An 18562-nucleotide genomic window follows, 5' to 3' on the forward strand; every position below is an offset into this window, starting at 1 on the left:
AGTGGTTTATAAGTTGTAATTTACATGAATTCCCGTAAAATAATTTAAAGGAGCTCCAGGGTAATAATATCTAGGAGAGCTTCCTCCAAATCCTGAGGTGTTAATTAAAATTTGCGAAGCATAATGTTCTTCAAATATATTGTTTATCCCCAAGAAAATTTTAAAATTCAATTTTTTATTAATGTTTTTTAAATAACCTATTTTTAAATTGGTAATATGATAGCTTTTGGAAAACAGAGAGTTACTGTCTGTAATAGGCATGCTTCCTACACGTTGATAATTAATGTTTCCATACAATCCTATAAAAGTAGAAAGATCTAAAACAGCATTAAAAACATCTGATGGAACACCTGTTAATTGGTTGTTGGAGTAATTATTATTGTCATCAACAAAGTCTATAAACCTAAATTTATTTAGCGTATAACCAATAAAGGAGTTGATATTGATAGATTTTTTGTCTATTATTTTATAGTTGATGGAGGTTTCTAATCCATCATTTTTTGTGCTACCAGCATTTACACCAATATATTCATCTTCTGCTGTTCTTCTTGAAACCAATAGATTCTTAATATCCATACTAAAAATTGTTGCATGTACTTGGAATCTATTGTTTAGTAGGTTTGCCTTGGCTCCTAGTTCATAAGTCCAACCAGTTTCGGGTTGTAGCTTGTTATTAATTTGTCCATTAGGGAGTAAGGTTTCGTTAAGTGATATTGGAGAAAAACCGTGACTTAAATTAGCATAAAGGTTGATGTTTTTTATGGCTAAATAAGAGATTCCCATTTTAGGAGAAACAATGGTTTTAAAATCATAATTCCCCGATTGGTCTGGGTTGTTTGTACTTACCTGAAACCTATCATGTAATTGATAAAATGTTTTGTTTATGTTAAATCCTGCAGATAGTATTGTTTTATCAAAGATTTCGTAATTGATGTTTGTAAACAGATTGTAGTAATATCTGTTTTCTTTAAAATTGGATAATTGATTCCCTTTTACACTCCCTGTTCCTTGTGGGTAGTCTTCATATAAATTTTCAAAAGTAGCAGATTGATATATTTCGTTAAATAATTCTCCTCCAAAAGACCAATCAAGATTTTTGTTAAATAATGTAGCATTTACATTAAAAATACTTCTTAAGCCTATTGTGGTAGATGTTTCAGTTAAAATATTAAAAGGTCTAGGTTCGTATGAGTCTCTATGTAAAGAAAATAAACTCGTTTTTTGTTTAACATTTTCATCAAACAGATGATTCCAAGTAATGCCTAAAATTCCTCGTTTAGAATCTTCATATCCTTTGGCAGATTTCCATGTATAAGCAGAAGATTTAGGGTTGTTGTTATATGTGTTTTCATCAACAGAACTTGGAATAAAAGCTTTTAGGTCAATATAACTTGCCAATACAGAAAGGTTGTTTTTTGAATTGATAGTATGGTTAGTATTAAAGGTAAGTGTTTGTCTATTGTAGTTATTGTTTTCTCTATATCCATCGCTATGTGTATTGCTATATATGGCCTTGATATTATTTTTGTTGAAACCCATATTTACCGATATATTATTTTTAATAAACCCAAAAGAACCTACAGAAAATTCAGTACCAATGTTTTTAGAGTTGTTGTCCGAGGTTTCTGGTATTATTAAAATGCTTCCACCCAAACCAGCACCATAAATAGAAGAATTGCCTCCTTTTTTTATTTCTATCTTAGAAAAAGAATTCAATTCAAAATCCTCAATATTGGTTTCTCCACTACCATTTGTTAACGGAATATTATTAAAATAAGCTCTTATTTTGGCAGTACCAAATAAGTTCCTTGAGCCTATACCTCTAATGGTAATTCTATTAGTGTTTAAAGATCCACTTTGCATAAAAACTCCTGGAATTCTGTTAATGATTGATGCAGGATTTGTTGAGTTTCCTCTCTCTATTTCTTTTTTTGAAATACTAGTATTTGATGTTGTGGTTTTAAGAATTGTAGACTTTGTTTTTAAAACTATTTTTTGCAATGCAGAGGCTTGTTCTTTTAATTCAATCATTAAAAAAGTGGGCTTTTTAATAACAATCGTTTTGGTTTCGTAACCTAGTGCTTTAAAAGAATAGGTTCCAACTCCTACAATATTAAAATTACCAAAATCATCAGAATATGTCTTTTTATTAGTTTGAATATTGATTATTTCAACCTGTTGAATAGGATGGTTATTTATTGTGTTTATTGTTTTACCACTAATTGTATTTTGACTAAAAACAGTGTGAAATGGAATGATAAACACGAATAGAAAAATGTTTTTAAGCATGGAATACAATTATATTATGGTTAAGCACTAAAATAAGTTATTTGTTAATGCTTAATTATTCACAGTTAAAATAATTTATATATCATGTTTTATAATAAAATTATTTAGTTAAGTTTGCAAGTGTATTTAAAACACTTGTTTGTGTCGTTTGCAAATCATTGATTTTAAAATAAGTATATAAATAATGTCTAATAATATATTATATTTTTTAAATTCGCTACTTAGTTTAAAAAACAAACTTACTATATTCTACTAAAATAATTAAACATGAAAAAAACAATAGATTTATTATCAGCAGATAATATAAGAGCTTTAGCAATTTCAATGGTAGAGAAGGCTAATTCTGGGCATCCAGGAGGTCCTATGGGAGGGGCAGATTTTATGCATATTTTGTATTCAGAGTTTTTAAATTTTGACCCTACAGATATGTCTTGGCCATTCAGAGATCGCTTTTTTATGGATGCCGGACACTTGTCAACTTTATTATACGCTCAGTATTATTTATTAGGTAATTACAGCAAAGAAGACATTGCTAATTTTAGGCAATGGGGATCTGTAACACCTGGGCACCCAGAGGTTGATGTTTTAAGAGGAGTTGAAAATACATCAGGGCCTTTAGGTCAGGGTCATGCAATGGGAATTGGTGCTGCTATTGCTGCAAAATTTTTAGGAGCTAGGTTTGGAGACTGGATGAATCATAAAATATATGGATTTATTTCAGACGGAGGAGTACAAGAAGAAATTTCACAAGGAGCAGGAAGAATAGCTGGACATTTAGGTTTGAACAATTTTATTATGTTTTATGACTCTAATGATGTGCAATTATCTACCATGACAGATGAAGTAACTAGTGAGAATACAGCCATGAAGTATGAAGCATGGGGTTGGAAGGTAATTACAATTGATGGGCACAACCATGATGAAATAAGATTTGCCTTAAAGCAAGCCAATGCAGAACAAAATAAACCAACTTTAATTATTGGTAAAACCATTATGGGTAAAGGTTGTGTAACTGCTAATGGAGATATGTTTGAAGGTCATTGTGAATTACACGGTCAACCAATAGGGCATACAGGAGCAGATTACACCAAAACTTTAGAAAATTTGGGAGCCGATGTAAATGATCCGTTTGCTATTTATAATGAGGTAGAATTGTACTATAAATCATTATTAGAAAGAAAAACAAATGAAGCTAAAGAAAAGAAAACTGAAATAAATGCATGGAGAAAGGCAAATGAGATTTTAGCTGCTAAATTAGATGGTTTCTTATCGGGTGAATTACCAGAGTTAGATTTTGAATCTGTTGAAAATAAATCAGGATTAGCTACTAGGGCTGCCTCTGCAAATGTTTTGGCTTATTTGGCAGAAAAGGTAGAGAATATGATAGTTTCTTCGGCCGACTTATCTAATAGTGATAAAACAGATGGTTTCTTAAAAAAGACAAAGTCTTTACAAAAGGGAGATTTTTCAGGAGCATTTTTACAATCGGGAGTTGCAGAATTAACCATGGCTTCTTTGGCTAATGGTATGGCGTTACACGGAGGGGTTGTTCCAGTAGTTGCTACTTTTTTTGTGTTTTCTGATTATATGAAACCAGCAATTCGTTTAAGTGCAATTCAAGAATTGCCCGTAAAATATGTTTGGACACACGATGCATTTAGAGTAGGAGAAGATGGTCCAACACATCAACCCATAGAGCAAGAAGCTCAGATAAGATTATTAGAAAAATTAAAAAATCACAGTGGTAATGCTTGTTTTATAGCCTTAAGACCAGCAGATGCTGCCGAAACCAACGTAGCATGGAAAATGGCTATGGAAAATAATAAAGTTCCAACGGGGTTGATATTATCTCGTCAAGGAATTAAAGATTTACCAGCAGTTGGGGTTTCAAGATATCAAGATGCATTACAAGCCGAAAAAGGAGGATATATTGTTAAAAACGTAGAAAATCCTGATGTGATATTAATAGCTAATGGATCAGAAGTAGCAACATTAATAGATGGAGCTCAGTTGTTAAAAGATCAAGCAAACTTAAAGGTTAAAGTAGTATCAGTACCTTCAGAGGGTATATTTAGAACTCAATCAAAAGAATATCAAGAAAATATAATAGAACCAAATGTACCTGCTTTTGGAATGACAGCAGGTTTGCCTATAAATTTAGAAGGTTTGGTAGGTAATAATGGAAAAGTGTTTGGTTTAGAACATTTTGGGTATTCTGCTCCAGCTACCGTTTTAGACGAAAAATTTGGATTTAATGGCGAGAATGTATTTAAACAAGTAACAGAATTTTTAAACAAATAAGAACAATGAAATTTTTTATTGACACAGCAAATTTAGAGCAAATAAAAGAAGCTCAAGATTTAGGAGTTTTAGATGGGGTAACAACCAACCCATCATTAATGGCTAAAGAAGGAATTGTAGGATCAGAAAATATATTACAGCATTATCGTGATATTTGCGATGCAGTAGATGGAGATGTTTCTGCAGAGGTAATTGCTACAGACTTTGAGGGAATGGTAAAGGAAGGAGAAGCTTTGGCTGCTTTAAACCCACAAATTGTAGTAAAATTACCAATGATTAAAGATGGAATAAAAGCTTGTAAATATTTTAGTGAAAAAGGAATAAAAACAAATGTAACTTTGGTTTTTTCTGTGGGACAAGCGTTGTTGGCAGCTAAAGCAGGAGCAACTTATGTTTCTCCATTTTTAGGTCGTTTAGATGATATTTCAACCGATGGATTACACTTAATTAGCGAAATTAGAGAGGTGTATGATAATTATGGTTTTGAAACTCAAATTTTATCAGCATCTGTACGTCATACCATGCATGTAATTAATTGTGCAAAAATAGGGAGTGATGTGATGACAGGACCTTTGTCATCAATCACAGGTTTATTAAAACACCCATTAACAGATAGTGGATTGGCTCAATTTTTAGCCGACTATCAAAAAGGTAATTAAAATATAATAAGGGGATGGTTTTTATAGTTTAAGATAAAAATTATCCCCTCTTTTTTTGTCATATTTTTCTTGGTCAAACATATAAAGAAAAGAACCTTTGGTAGATGAGGTCATGTCTTTTTCTTTTAGTTTGATTAAAATGTCCATGGAGTTAATTTTATTGATAAAATTTCTTTTATCTAATTTTTTATCCAAAATAGCTTCGTACAATTTTTGTAATTGTCTCATGGTAAACTTTTCTGGTAAAAGCTCAAAACCAATTGGGTTTATAGAGGTTCTTCTTCTTAAACGCTTAATTGCTTTTTGTACCATTCTGTTGTGATCAAAAATTAAATCAGGAATTTCAGAAAGACTAAACCACTGAGCATTGTACTGTTGTGTTAATTCTTGATTGTGTTTTTCTATATCAATAATTGCATAAAAAGAAGTAGAAATTGTTCTAGCAACAGGATCACGATCTAAATCGCTAAAAGAATATAATTGTTCTTGGTATATATCATGAACTCCCGTAAGTCTGTGTAAAATTCTATCTGCAGCATCATCTAGGGTTTCGTTGGCTTTTAAAAATCCACCCATCAAAGACCATTTTCCTTTTTCGGGCTCAAAATCTCTTTTAATTAAAAGAACCTTTAAATCTTCGTCATCAAACCCAAAAATAATACAATCTACAGCAAGAAAAACTCTATCGTCAGGATTATAACCAGTAATCATATATCAAATTTTTAGGCAAATATATGCTTTTTATAAAAAAGAATTTTAGGGATTGGTTTTAGATGAATTCTATATGTTTTTTATTAAAAGTTTGGTTATATTGTTTTTTTGTTATTATTTTACAAGTGTATAGCTTACATTTATAAAATAATCAACATTAAATTATGATAACTTTAAATTTATTTAAAAAACTAGTAGCAGGGGTCGTTTTATTTGTTTCTGTTTGTGGGGAGGCTCAAAACACCACAACAATCAATATAAGTATTGATGAAAATGCTCCGGTGATTAGTAAACATATATACGGACATTTTGCAGAACACTTAGGAAGATGTATTTACGATGGTATTTATGTTGGAGAAGAAAGCACTATTCCTAATACCAATGGAGTTCGTAACGATATTATTGATGCCTTAAAAGAACTTCAAATTCCAAATTTACGTTGGCCTGGAGGATGTTTTGCAGATACCTATCATTGGAAAGATGGAATTGGACCTAAAGAAGACAGACCTTCTATGGTAAATAGATGGTGGGGAGGAGTTACAGAAGATAATAGTTTTGGAACTCACGATTTTTTGAATTTGTGTGAAGTGTTAGGAACAGAACCTTATTTAGCTGCCAATGTAGGAAGCAGTACCGTACAAGAGTTTACAGAATACATTCAATATGTTACTCATAAAGAAGGAAGTCCAATGGCCGATTTGCGTAAAAAAAACGGTAGAGAAGAGCCGTGGAACATTGGTTTTTGGGGTGTTGGTAATGAAATGTGGGGATGTGGAGGTAACATGACACCTGAATATTATGCAAATTTATATAGACAATATGCTACGTTTATGACAGATTGGACGAACAGTCATAGTATGTATAGAGTGGCATCTGGAGCAAATGTGGCTGATTATCATTGGACAGAAGTGTTAATGAGAGATATTCCTAAAAGCTTAATAGAAGGAGTTGCTTTGCACTCGTATTCTTTTGTAACATGGAGCAAAAAAGGATCTTCTACAAATTACAACGAAGCTCAATATTTTTCTACCATGCAAACGGCATTAAAAATGGAAGAATTGGTAGAGAAACATTCAGCTATTATGGATAAGTATGATCCTAAACACAAAGTAGATTTAATTGTTGATGAATGGGGAGGTTGGTACGAAGTTGAGGAAGGAACCAATCCAGGGTTTTTATATCAACAAAATACCATGCGTGATGCAATGATTGCAGGAACTACCTTAAATATTTTTAACAACCATAGTAAGCGTGTAAAAATGGCCAACTTAGCACAAACAGTAAATGTATTGCAAGCGGTTATTTTAACTGAAGGAGAAAAAATGTTATTAACTCCAACGTATCATGTAATGAATATGTACAAAGTACATCAAGATGCTCAATTGTTACCTGTGGCTTTTGAATCTCCAAAATATGAGTTCGAAGGAAAGTCTTTACCAGCTATTTCTGTTTCAGCATCAAAAGATAAAAACAACAAAGTTCACGTGTCTTTGGTAAATATAGACTCAGAAAAACAACATGAAATTGAGTTAGATGTTACTCAGTTAGGGGTTAAAAATATTACAGGAACTATTTTAACATCCAAAAAGTTACAAGATCACAATACGTTTGACAATCCTACTATAATCACTCCAGAAAAATTTAAAAAAGCAAAGCTTAAAAAAGGTAAGTTATCTTTAACCATTCCTGCTTTTTCTGTAATAGTGTTAGAAGGAGAGTAATCATAAATACTTAAAACAGCATGATGAACTTAAGAAATATATTAGCATATATATTATTAATTGTATTTGTATTGTATGCTTGTTCATCATCTGTTGAAGATGTTGAAAACGAAATTGAAGAAATAGTAGAACCTGAAATTGAAGAAGAAATAGTAGCGTTTAGAGGACCAACATATCCTGATAATTATGCATCAACTACTGCTTGGACAAGACGTTATCAATGGAATTTAACTAATGTTCACGATCCTACGGTTGAAAAAGATGGAGATTACTATTATATGTATCAAACAGATGCTTCTTATGGGAATGCTCACGATGGGCATGGTCATTTTTTGGTAAGGCGATCTAAAGATTTGGTAAAATGGGACTTTAGAGGTGCAGTTTTTCAGCAAGCTCCTCTTTGGATTAAAGATTCTTTGAATAACAAAAGAGCAAGAATGATTCCTGCTTTGCCAACTATAGAGAATCCTAATTATGGTTTTTGGGCTCCTTATATTAAAAAAGTAGGAGAAAAATTTAGATTGTATTACAGTGTGGTAGTAACCAATCCTATTGTGGGTACAAGCACTAATAATTCATGGACGGAAAGAGCTTTTATAGGCTTGGCAGAGTCAGATAATTTAGAAAGTAATGTTTGGGAAGATAAAGGGATGGTCATTTGTTCTGAACCCGATGGAAAAGAAACGTATGTCAGAGAAAATGAGCACGATTGGAGTGGGTATTTTAAATTTAATGCCATCGATCCTACCATGGTAATAACTCCCAATGGAGAACACTGGTTAATTTATGGTTCTTGGCATTCTGGAACTGCAGCAGTACAACTGAATCCTGAAACAGGAAAACCTTACAAATTAAGTGCAATTGAAGACTACGGAGTTAGAATAGCAGGAAGAGGTGATGTAAACACAAATAGATGGCAAGCTTTAGAAGGTCCTGAAATTATTTATAATGAAGATACAGGGTATTATTATTTGTTTTTAGCATATGATGAACTGTCTGTTGCTTATAATACTAGAGTAGCTAGGTCAAGAAATGTTACTGGTCCTTATGTAGGAATGGATGGAGGGAATATTACAACTGGAGCAGATTGCTGGCCTATGCTAACGCATCCTTATCAATTTAAAGAACACACAGGCTGGGTAGGGTTTTCGCATTGTTCCGTATTTCAAAATCCAGAAACTCAAGAGTGGTTTTACGCTTCCCAGGCAAGGTTACCTGAAAATGTCTATAACAATCCTTATTCTAATGCGTTAATGATGGGGCATGTACGAAAAATTCAATGGACAGAAGATGGTTGGCCAATTGTAGCTCCACAAAGATATGCAGGAGTGCCTCAAAAAGAATTAACAGATGCATCTTTTGTTGGTGAATGGGAGCAAATAACCATGAATTATCAATATCGAGTGATGCAAACATCATCAGATGTATATTTGTCGGCTAACCATACAGTATCTGGAGCGGTTACAGGAAGTTGGTCTTACAATGATAATCGTAAAGAATTAACCATTAATAATAATAAATATAAGGTAGAAAATGCTTGGGATTGGGAAGCAAACCCAAGAATAGAAACCATAACATATGCTGGGTTTGTAAACTCTGGCATGAATACCATTTGGGCAAAAAAAGTTAATTAAGAAATAGATTCATAAACATGAAAAAAACTGTAGTAAGTATTTTGATGACATCATTATTAATGTCATGCAATACTATAAAAACAAAATCAGCTTCTGAGGTTGAAAAAAAGGAGAACCCCGTAGCGTTTAACAATCCTATTGTTACCAACAAATATACTGCCGATCCCGCTGCATTGGTTTATAATGACAAAGTATATTTATATGCTGGTCATGATCAGGCTCCAGATAATGTAGAAGGGTATAGAATGCACGAGTGGTTGTTGTACACCTCAGAAGATATGGTAAACTGGGAAGAGCAACCTGTACCTTTAAAACCAACAGATTTTAAATGGGCAAAAGGAAGTGCATGGGCATCACAGGTAATTGAAAAAGATGGTAAATTTTATTTTTATGCAACAGTGTCTCACGGAAGTATTCACGGAAAAGCTATTGGGGTTGCTGTAGCAGATAGTCCTTTAGGGCCTTTTAAAGATGCTATTGGAAAAGCTTTAATTACCAATGATATGACTACCAATGTAAAAATTAGTTGGGATGATATTGATCCAACCGTTTGGATAGATGATGATGGGCAGGCATATTTATATTGGGGAAACACAGAGTGTCGTTATGTAAAATTAAAAGACAATATGATAGAGTTTGATGGACCTATTCATACAGTAGATTTACCAAATTTTACAGAAGCACCATGGATTCACAAAAAAGGAGATTGGTATTATTTGTCTTATGCATATCAGTTCCCAGAAAAAATAGCTTATGCTATGAGTAAATCTATTACAGGGCCATGGGAGTTTAAAGGTATTTTAAATGAAGTTGCTGGGAATAGTAATACCAATCATCAATCTATTATTGAGTATAAAGGAAAAGATTATTTTGTTTATCACAACGGAAGTATTCCAACTCATGGAGGTAGTTTTAGACGTTCCGTATGTGTAGATAGATTGTATTATAATGAAGATGGAACTATGAAAAGAGTTGTAATGACCTCTGAAGGAATTCAAAAATAAAATATTTATAAATGGGATTATTTAATAATACATTAAAAAGAGTAAAGTTGTTATTTACTCTTTTTGTTTTTATGATGGTTACAAGTATGCTTGCTCAAAACACTGTGGTTCACGATCCGGTTGTTATCAAGCAAAACAATACTTATTATATGTATTGTACCGGAAGAGGGATTGATGCTTTTAGTTCAAATGATTTAAAAAATTGGAAAAAATTACCCTCTGTGTTTTTAGAAAAACCTACTTGGACAGATGAGGTGGTTCCCAATTTTAAAAACCATATTTGGGCTCCAGATATTTCTTATCATAACAATAAGTATTATTTGTATTATTCTGTATCTGCATTTGCTAAAAATACTTCAGCAATTGGTTTGGTAACAAATACAACATTAAATCCCGAAGATGAAAATTATAAATGGGAAGATCAAGGAATTGTAATTCAGTCTGTACCTAATAGAGATATGTGGAATGCTATTGATCCTAATTTGGTGTTTGATGAACATAATACTCCATGGTTGTCTTTTGGTTCTTTTTGGAATGGATTAAAAATGGTGAAATTAAGCTCAGATTTAACCTCTGTTGCTCAACCACAAGAATGGTTTACCATTGCAAAAAGAGAAAGATCTTTTGATTTAAAAGATACCAATCCTGGAGATGCTGCTTTAGAAGCTCCTTTTGTTTTTAAAAAGAATGGATATTATTATTTGTTCCTTTCTTGGGATTTATGTTGTAGAAGAGAAAAAAGTACTTATAAAGTAGTAGTGGGTAGGTCTAAAAATGTAATGGGGCCTTATGTTGATAAAGATGGAAAACATTTAAATAATGGAGGTGGAACTTTAATTGTTGAAGGAAACAAAAATTGGTATGGAGCAGGTCATAACAGTACCTATACTTTTGATGGGAAAGATTATATTTTTTACCATGCTTATGATGCTAATGATAGAGCCATTCCAAAATTACAAGTATCAGAACTAGGTTGGGATGCTGACCTATGGCCAATTTTAAAAACTCAAATTAAATAATTGATATGAAAAATAAATTGAAAAGTGTAATAGCGCTTGCTCTTGTGTGTAACTTTTTTGCTGGGCAAGCTCAAACTCAAAATTTAGAGTTGGATTTATCAACTACTGTTGCTAAAATTCAACCAACCATGTACGGTGTTTTTTTTGAAGATATCAATTTTGCTGCCGATGGAGGTTTATATGCCGAGTTAATTAAAAATAGGTCTTTTGAGTTTACTAAAGATCCTTTCATGGGTTGGAGAGAACCAAATAGCAATAGACATTCGTTTAATTATGATTCTGGAAAAGCCACTATTATTAAACATAATACGACTACAGCCAATCATAATTTTATCAGAATAAAAATAAATAATGACAAAGGTTATTCTTTAATTAATGAAGGGTTTAGAGGTGTTGGTTTAAAAGAAAATGCTATGTATAATTTTTCGGTTTCTGCTGCCAATAGCCAAAGAAATATTAATAAAATAATTGTTGAATTTATTGATAACGATGATATTGTATTGGGAAAAACGGAAATAGCACCAAATTCAACAGATTGGAAAAATTATACAGCTCAAATTACATCAACTAAAACAGAAGCCAAAGCAAAAATTAAATTGACTTTTAAAGGAGTAGGTGAAATAGATTTAGATATGATTTCTTTATTTCCAGTAGATACTTGGAAAGGGAGGAAAAATGGATTAAGAAAAGATATTGTTCAGTTATTGTATGATTTACAACCAGGGTTTGTAAGGTTTCCTGGAGGATGTATTGTAGAAGGAAGTACTATTGAAAGACGTTATCAGTGGAAAAAAACAGTTGGTCCTATTGCTGATAGAGAATTGCAAATAAACAGATGGAATACAGAATTTAAACACAAGTTAACTCCAGATTATTACCAAAGTTTAGGATTAGGGTTTTTTGAATATTTTCTTTTATCTGAAGATTTAGGAGCAGAAGCCTTACCTATTTTAAGTTGTGGAATTGCCTGTCAATACAATTCAGGAGAGTTGGTTCCTTTAGATGAATTAGACCCTTATGTACAAGATGCTTTAGATTTGATTGAGTTTGCCAATGGATCTGTAGATTCCGCTTGGGGAAAAATAAGAAGTGAAATGGGACATCCAAAACCATTCAATTTAAAATATATAGGTGTTGGAAATGAACAATGGGGGCCAGCATACATAGAACGATATAAAATTATTGCAGAGGCTGTAAAAACTAAATATCCAGAAATAACAATTGTATCCGGAAGTGGTCCATCTCCTGATGGTGCTTATTTTGAATATGGAATGAAAGAGTTAAAAAAACTAAATGCAGAAATTGTAGATGAGCATTATTACAAAAGCCCAGAATGGTTTAAAGAAAATGCAGACAGATATGATAGTTATGATAGAAATGGTCCTAAAATTTTTGCAGGAGAATACGCTGCACATCCAAAAGGAGTTGCTGATGGGTATAAAGAAAATAATTGGTTAGCTGCATTGTCTGAGGCAGCATTTATGACGGGATTAGAACGTAATGCAGACGTGGTTACTTTAACATCTTATGCTCCGCTAATGGCTCATGTAGAAGCTTATCAATGGGCTCCAGACATGATTTGGTTTAACAATTTACAATCTTATGGAACAGCAAACTATCAGGTGCAAAAGTTATTTGCAAACAATGCTGGTACGGATTTATTAACCATTACTAAAAATGGAAAACCTTTAACAGGTCAAGAAGGTTTATATGCATCGGCTACCAAAGATGTGAATAAAAAAGAGGTGGTTGTTAAGTTGGTAAACACCTTAAATAAAAATCAAAACATTGCCGTGAATTTATCAGGAGAAAGAGTAAAATCAAAAGGGACAAAAATTGTTTTGACAAGTGAAAATTTAGAGGATGTAAATTCTTTTGAAGAGCCTTATAAAATTATTCCTACAACTTCTGTTTTTAAATTAATCAAAAAGAAAGTGATTTTAAATTTAGAACCAAATTCATTAACAATTCTAAAACTTAAACAGTAATTAAAAACAAAAGTGTTTAACTGACACTTATAAATAAAATATTATATTTGCCTCTAGTTAGTTAAAATTTATTTAGATGAATAATTATGTAATTGGTTTAGATTACGGTTCAGATTCTGTGAGAGCTGTATTGATAGATACCCAAACAGGAGAGGAATTATCTTCAAACGTACACTATTACCAAAGATGGAAAAATAAGGAGTATTGCAATGCTGCAATCAATCAATTTCGTCAACATCCTTTAGACCATATTGAAGGATTAGAAAATACCATCAAATATGTGGTAGAAAACGGAAATGTAAATCCAGCAGATATCAAAGGAATTTGTATAGATACCACAGGGTCTTCTCCAATACCAGTAACAAAAGATGGTACTCCTTTGGCTTTAACTAAAGGTTTTGAGCACAATCCAAACGCAATGATGGTTTTGTGGAAAGATCATACTGCAATTAATGAAGCTAATGAAATTAATGAGTTGGCAGCAAATTGGGGTGGTGAAGATTTTACCAAATACGAAGGAGGAATTTATTCATCAGAATGGTTTTGGGCTAAAATCTTGCATATTGCTAGAGAAGATGAGGCTGTAAAAAATGCAACCCATACTTGGTTAGAACACTGTGATTTAATGACTTATTTGTTAATTGATAATAAGGATTTAAAATCATTTAAAAGAAGTAGATGTGCAGCAGGACATAAAGCTATGTGGCATGCTGACTGGAATGGTTTACCTCCAGAAGAATTTTTATCAAAATTAGATCCGTATTTAGCTCAATTAAGAGGAAACTTATATGATGAAACATATACTTCTGACTTGGTTGCTGGAAACTTAAATGCAGCATGGGCTCAAAAATTAGGATTGACTACTGATACTGTGATTGCAGTGGGTACTTTTGATGCACACTCAGGAGCTGTTGGAGCTAAAATAGACAACAACACGTTGGTGCGTGTTATGGGAACTTCTACTTGTGATATTATGGTTTCTCCAGAAGAAGCTATTGGAACAAAAGCAGTTCGTGGTATTTGTGGTCAAGTAGATGGTTCTGTAATTCCAGGGATGATAGGTCTAGAAGCAGGACAATCTGCCTTTGGAGATTTACTAGCTTGGTTTAAAGATATGTTGTCTTGGCCAGTAGATAATTTAGTGTTGACTTCTGATATTCTTTCTGAAGAGCAAAAAGAAAAATTAAAAGCAGAGGTAAATGATAACTTTATTAAAAAGTTAACCGAAGATGCTGAGAAAATTTCTTTAGAAGAAAGCATTCCTACAGCATTAGATTGGATCAATGGTCGTAGAACTCCAGATGCAAATCAAGGGTTAAAAGCTGCCATGACTAACTTGTCAATGGGAACTAGAGCACCACATATTTTCAAAGCATTGGTCAATGCTATCTGTTTTGGTTCTAAGAAAATTGTAGACAGGTTTGAAGAAGAGGGCGTTAAAATAGACACGGTGATCGGAATTGGTGGTGTGGCTAGAAAATCGGCATTCATCATGCAAACTTTAGCTAACGTATTAAACATGCCTATTAAAGTAGCAGCATCAGATCAAGCACCAGCTTTAGGAGCGGCTATTTATGCAGCGGTTGCAGCAGGAATTTATCCAAACGTAATTGAAGCTAGTAAAAAAATGGGAAGTGATTTTGAAGCGGAATATTTCCCGGAAACTGAAAAAGTAGAGGCTTACGAAGCATTAATGGCATCATATAGTGAGTTAAGCACTTTTGTAGAATCTATTACAAAATAAAAATATTATGAGTTCTAAGTACAAAGATTTAAAACAAGAATGTTACGAAGCCAACATGCAATTAAATGCATTAGGATTGGTGGTATATACTTTTGGAAACGTGAGTGCGGTGGATAGAGAAAACAGTGTTTTTGCTATCAAACCAAGTGGTGTTCCTTACGAAGATTTAAAGGCGGATGATATTGTAATTGTAGATTTTGATAACAATATTATTGAAGGAGAATTAAGACCTTCATCAGATACCAAAACACATGCTTACTTGTATAAAAATTGGCCTGAGATTGGTGGAATTACTCACACACACTCAACATATGCAGTGGCTTGGGCTCAGTCTCAATTAGATATTCCAATTTTTGGAACCACGCATGCCGATCATTTAACGGCTGATATTCCTTGTGCACCACCCATGGCTGATGAGTTAATTGAAGGAAATTATGAGCACAATACGGGAATTCAGATTTTAGATTGTTTTAAAAACAAAAATTTGTCTTATCAAGAAGTGGAGATGGTTTTATTAGGAAACCATGGTCCTTTTGCTTGGGGAAAAAATGCAGCAAAATCTGTATACAATAGTAAAGTGTTAGAGGTGGTGGCTGAAATGGCATATTTAACTCGCCAAATCAATCCAAACGCTCCAAGATTAAAAGATTCATTAATTAAAAAACATTACGAACGTAAGCACGGAAAAAACTCTTATTACGGTCAATAAAAATAAAAAAAGATTAAAATGATTATAGATATCTCTCAAAAAGAAATTTGGTTTATCACAGGAAGCCAACATTTATATGGTGAAGAAACTTTAAGACAAGTTGCAGAAAATTCTCAAGAAATTGTAAAAGGATTAAATGCATCCTCTCACATACCAGTAAAGATTGTTTTTAAACCAACAGTAAAAACGCCAGACGAAATCACAAATATTTGTATTGAAGCAAATGAGTCAAAAAACTGTATTGGTTTAATTACTTGGATGCATACTTTTTCTCCTGCAAAAATGTGGATTAGAGGGTTAAGTATTATTAACAAACCAATTTGTCATTTACACACTCAGTTCAATGCTGAAATTCCTTGGAGTACTATTGATATGGACTTTATGAACTTAAATCAATCTGCTCACGGAGATAGAGAGTTTGGATTCATCATGTCAAGAATGCGTAAAAAACGTAAGGTTGTTGTTGGGCATTGGCAAGCAGAACCAGTTCAGAAAAAATTAGGAATTTGGTCTAGAGTGGTTTTAGGTTGGGATGAATTACAAAACTTAAAAGTAGCTAGAATTGGTGATAACATGCGTGAAGTTGCCGTTACTGAAGGAGACAAAGTAGAAGCACAAATTCGTTTTGGTTTTTCTGTAAACGGATTTGATTCATCGGATGTGGTGAAACACATCGAGAAAATTACTGATAAAGAATTAAATGATTTATTAGCAGTTTATGAAGAATCTTATGAGTTAACTCCATCATTATTAGAAGGAGGAGCTCAAAGACAATCATTAGTAGATGCAGCTAAAATTGAATTAGGATTAAGAGCCTTTTTAGATGAAGGAGGGTTTAAAGCCTTTACAGATACTTTTGAAAACTTAGGAGAATTAAAGCAACTTCCAGGAATTGCAACTCAGAGATTAATGGCCGATGGTTATGGATTTGGAGGAGAAGGAGACTGGAAAACAGCTGCAATGGTAAGAGCTTTAAAAGTGATGAACTACGGTTTAGAAGAAGGAACTTCTTTTATGGAAGATTATACGTATCACTTTACACCACAGAAATCTTACGTTTTAGGATCTCACATGTTAGAAATTTGTCCTACTATTGCTAGTGGAAAACCAAAATGTGAAGTTCATCCATTAGGAATTGGAGGAAAAGAAGACCCTGCAAGATTGGTGTTTGATTCACCTGCAGGAGAAGCTATCAACGTATCTTTAGTAGATATGGGAAACAGGTTTAGGTTAATTGTAAACGAAGTAACTGCTGTAGAGCCAATGGCAGATTTACCAAATTTACCAGTAGCAAGAGTGTTGTGGGATTGTAAACCAGATTTAGAAGTAGCTGCAACGGCTTGGATTTTAGCTGGTGGAGCACATCATACAGTGTATAGTCAAGCAATTACTACAGAATATATGGAAGATTTGGCTGATATTGCAGGAATTGAATTACTTGTAATTGATGACAAAACAACCGTAAGAGAATTTAAAGATAAGATCAACGCTAACGAAGCATATTACAATACGTTTCAGCACGGTCTATAAAATTAATTATTAACACTAATATCAAAATTGTATCATGAAATTATTTAAAAAAAGTTTGTACATAGCAGCAGTAATGCTTGTTTCTTTTGTGAGTGTCCAATGTAAAGATGGAAAGAAAAAAGAAGCTTCTACAGAAGTTGCTAAATCGGTAAAATTGGTAACCATTACCAAAGAGTCTTTTGGAACTACAGAAGATCATATACCTGTTGAAAACTATATATTAAAGAATAGTAATGGTATGGAAGTTAGTGTGATTACTTATGGAGGGATTATAAAATCATTAAAAGTTCCAAATAAGGATCAAGTTATAGAAGATGTTGTGTTAGGATTTAACTCCTTAGCACAATACGAAAAACCTAACCCTTATTTTGGAGCTCTTATTGGTAGATTTGGAAATAGAATTGCGAAAGGAAAATTTTCTTTAGATGGAAAAGAATATACTTTGGCAACCAATGATGGAGAAAACCATTTACATGGAGGTCCAGAAGGATTTCATAGAAAAGTTTGGAAGGCTTCAGAAAAACAAACAGAGCATTCATCTTCATTAGTACTTTCTTATTTAAGTAAGGACATGGAAGAAGGATATCCTGGAAATTTACAAGTTGAAGTTACTTATACTTTAACAGATAAAAATGATTTAGCTGTATCTTACAGTGCTACTACTGATAAAAAAACAGTGTTAAACTTAACACAACACTCATACTTTAATTTATCTGGAGATTTTTCTAAAACTATTTTAGATCATGATGTAACCATCAATGCAGACAGATACTTGCCTGTAGATGCAACTTTAATACCTACAGGTGAATTAAGAGATGTGACTGGTAATCCTTTTGATTTTAGAGAAGCTAAACAAGTAGGAAAAGAAATTAACAATGATAATGAGCAGCTAAAAAGAGGTTTAGGATATGATCATTGTTGGGTTTTAAATGAAACAAAAGATGCCATTGGATTTGCTGCTTCTGCTTATGATAAAGCTAGTGGAAGGTTGTTAGAAGTCTTTACTAATGAGCCTGCCATTCAATTTTATACAGGGAACTTTTTAGATGGAACTTTACCAAGTAAACAAGAAGGTACTTACGGACACAGAACAGGTTTTTGTTTAGAAACGCAACATTACCCAGATTCACCAAACCAAGAAGATTTTCCTTCAGTAACTTTAGAGCCAGGGCAAAATTATAAATCATCAACAGTTTTTAGGTTTAGTGTAAAATAATTGCAAGAAGTTTGTAAATTGTGCATTCAATTCAATC

Annotated in this window: 13 protein-coding genes; 11 read left to right on the plus strand and 2 right to left on the minus strand. The window is 32.8% G+C overall.

The window, feature by feature from the left end; genetic code table 11:
- Window positions 1–6 precede the first annotated feature (6 nt).
- Window positions 7–2289: a TonB-dependent receptor gene (locus tag ACXGQT_RS12325; protein WP_457828896.1), complete on the minus strand. Its 2283-nt coding sequence runs from the start codon at window positions 2287–2289 to the stop codon at window positions 7–9.
- 267 nt (window positions 2290–2556) lie between these two features.
- Here ACXGQT_RS12325 and ACXGQT_RS12330 point away from each other — a divergent pair, with 267 nt between their 5' ends.
- On the plus strand, window positions 2557–4590 hold the full coding sequence (locus ACXGQT_RS12330) for a transketolase family protein (protein WP_457828897.1): 2034 nt from the start codon (window positions 2557–2559) through the stop codon (window positions 4588–4590).
- A gap of 5 nt (window positions 4591–4595) precedes the next feature.
- Window positions 4596–5249 (plus strand): fructose-6-phosphate aldolase, encoded by a 654-nt coding sequence (gene fsa / locus ACXGQT_RS12335; protein WP_457828898.1) that lies wholly within the window; start codon window positions 4596–4598, stop codon window positions 5247–5249.
- A 21-nt stretch (window positions 5250–5270) separates the two neighbouring features.
- Here the strand turns inward: fsa and ACXGQT_RS12340 are convergent, their stop codons facing one another.
- Window positions 5271–5960 carry an NUDIX hydrolase gene (locus ACXGQT_RS12340; protein ID WP_457828899.1) on the minus strand — a complete coding sequence of 230 codons (690 nt, stop codon included), beginning with the start codon at window positions 5958–5960 and terminating at the stop codon, window positions 5271–5273.
- 164 nt (window positions 5961–6124) lie between these two features.
- Here ACXGQT_RS12340 and ACXGQT_RS12345 point away from each other — a divergent pair, with 164 nt between their 5' ends.
- The 9 genes from ACXGQT_RS12345 to ACXGQT_RS12385 all read left to right on the plus strand — a co-directional run bounded on the left by ACXGQT_RS12345 (window position 6125) and on the right by ACXGQT_RS12385 (window position 18525).
- Window positions 6125–7681, plus strand: coding sequence for an alpha-N-arabinofuranosidase (locus ACXGQT_RS12345; protein ID WP_457828900.1), 1557 nt, complete (start codon window positions 6125–6127; stop codon window positions 7679–7681).
- Between the two features lie 20 nt (window positions 7682–7701).
- A complete protein-coding gene (locus ACXGQT_RS12350; RefSeq protein WP_457828901.1) occupies window positions 7702–9315 on the plus strand; it encodes an arabinan endo-1,5-alpha-L-arabinosidase in 1614 nt (537 codons plus the stop codon).
- Between the two features lie 17 nt (window positions 9316–9332).
- Entirely contained in the window at window positions 9333–10319 is a 987-nt protein-coding gene (locus tag ACXGQT_RS12355; RefSeq protein WP_457828902.1) for a glycoside hydrolase family 43 protein, read from the plus strand.
- A gap of 11 nt (window positions 10320–10330) precedes the next feature.
- Window positions 10331–11338 carry a family 43 glycosylhydrolase gene (locus ACXGQT_RS12360; RefSeq protein ID WP_457828903.1) on the plus strand — a complete coding sequence of 336 codons (1008 nt, stop codon included), beginning with the start codon at window positions 10331–10333 and terminating at the stop codon, window positions 11336–11338.
- Between the two features lie 5 nt (window positions 11339–11343).
- The gene (locus tag ACXGQT_RS12365) at window positions 11344–13326 is read left to right on the plus strand and encodes an alpha-L-arabinofuranosidase C-terminal domain-containing protein (RefSeq protein WP_457828904.1); all 1983 of its coding nucleotides are present in this window, start codon (window positions 11344–11346) and stop codon (window positions 13324–13326) included.
- Window positions 13327–13402: 76 nt separating this feature from the next.
- Window positions 13403–15070 (plus strand): ribulokinase, encoded by a 1668-nt coding sequence (locus tag ACXGQT_RS12370; RefSeq protein WP_457828905.1) that lies wholly within the window; start codon window positions 13403–13405, stop codon window positions 15068–15070.
- Between the two features lie 7 nt (window positions 15071–15077).
- Window positions 15078–15779 carry an L-ribulose-5-phosphate 4-epimerase gene (locus ACXGQT_RS12375; RefSeq protein WP_073122336.1) on the plus strand — a complete coding sequence of 234 codons (702 nt, stop codon included), beginning with the start codon at window positions 15078–15080 and terminating at the stop codon, window positions 15777–15779.
- A gap of 21 nt (window positions 15780–15800) precedes the next feature.
- The gene (araA, locus tag ACXGQT_RS12380; RefSeq protein ID WP_073122526.1) at window positions 15801–17309 is read left to right on the plus strand and encodes an L-arabinose isomerase; all 1509 of its coding nucleotides are present in this window, start codon (window positions 15801–15803) and stop codon (window positions 17307–17309) included.
- A 34-nt stretch (window positions 17310–17343) separates the two neighbouring features.
- Complete coding sequence (locus tag ACXGQT_RS12385; RefSeq protein ID WP_457828906.1) at window positions 17344–18525, plus strand: aldose epimerase family protein; 1182 nt, start codon at window positions 17344–17346, stop codon at window positions 18523–18525.
- The last annotated feature ends 37 nt before the right edge of the window (window positions 18526–18562 follow it).

This window comes from Wenyingzhuangia sp. IMCC45467 (genome assembly GCF_054111205.1).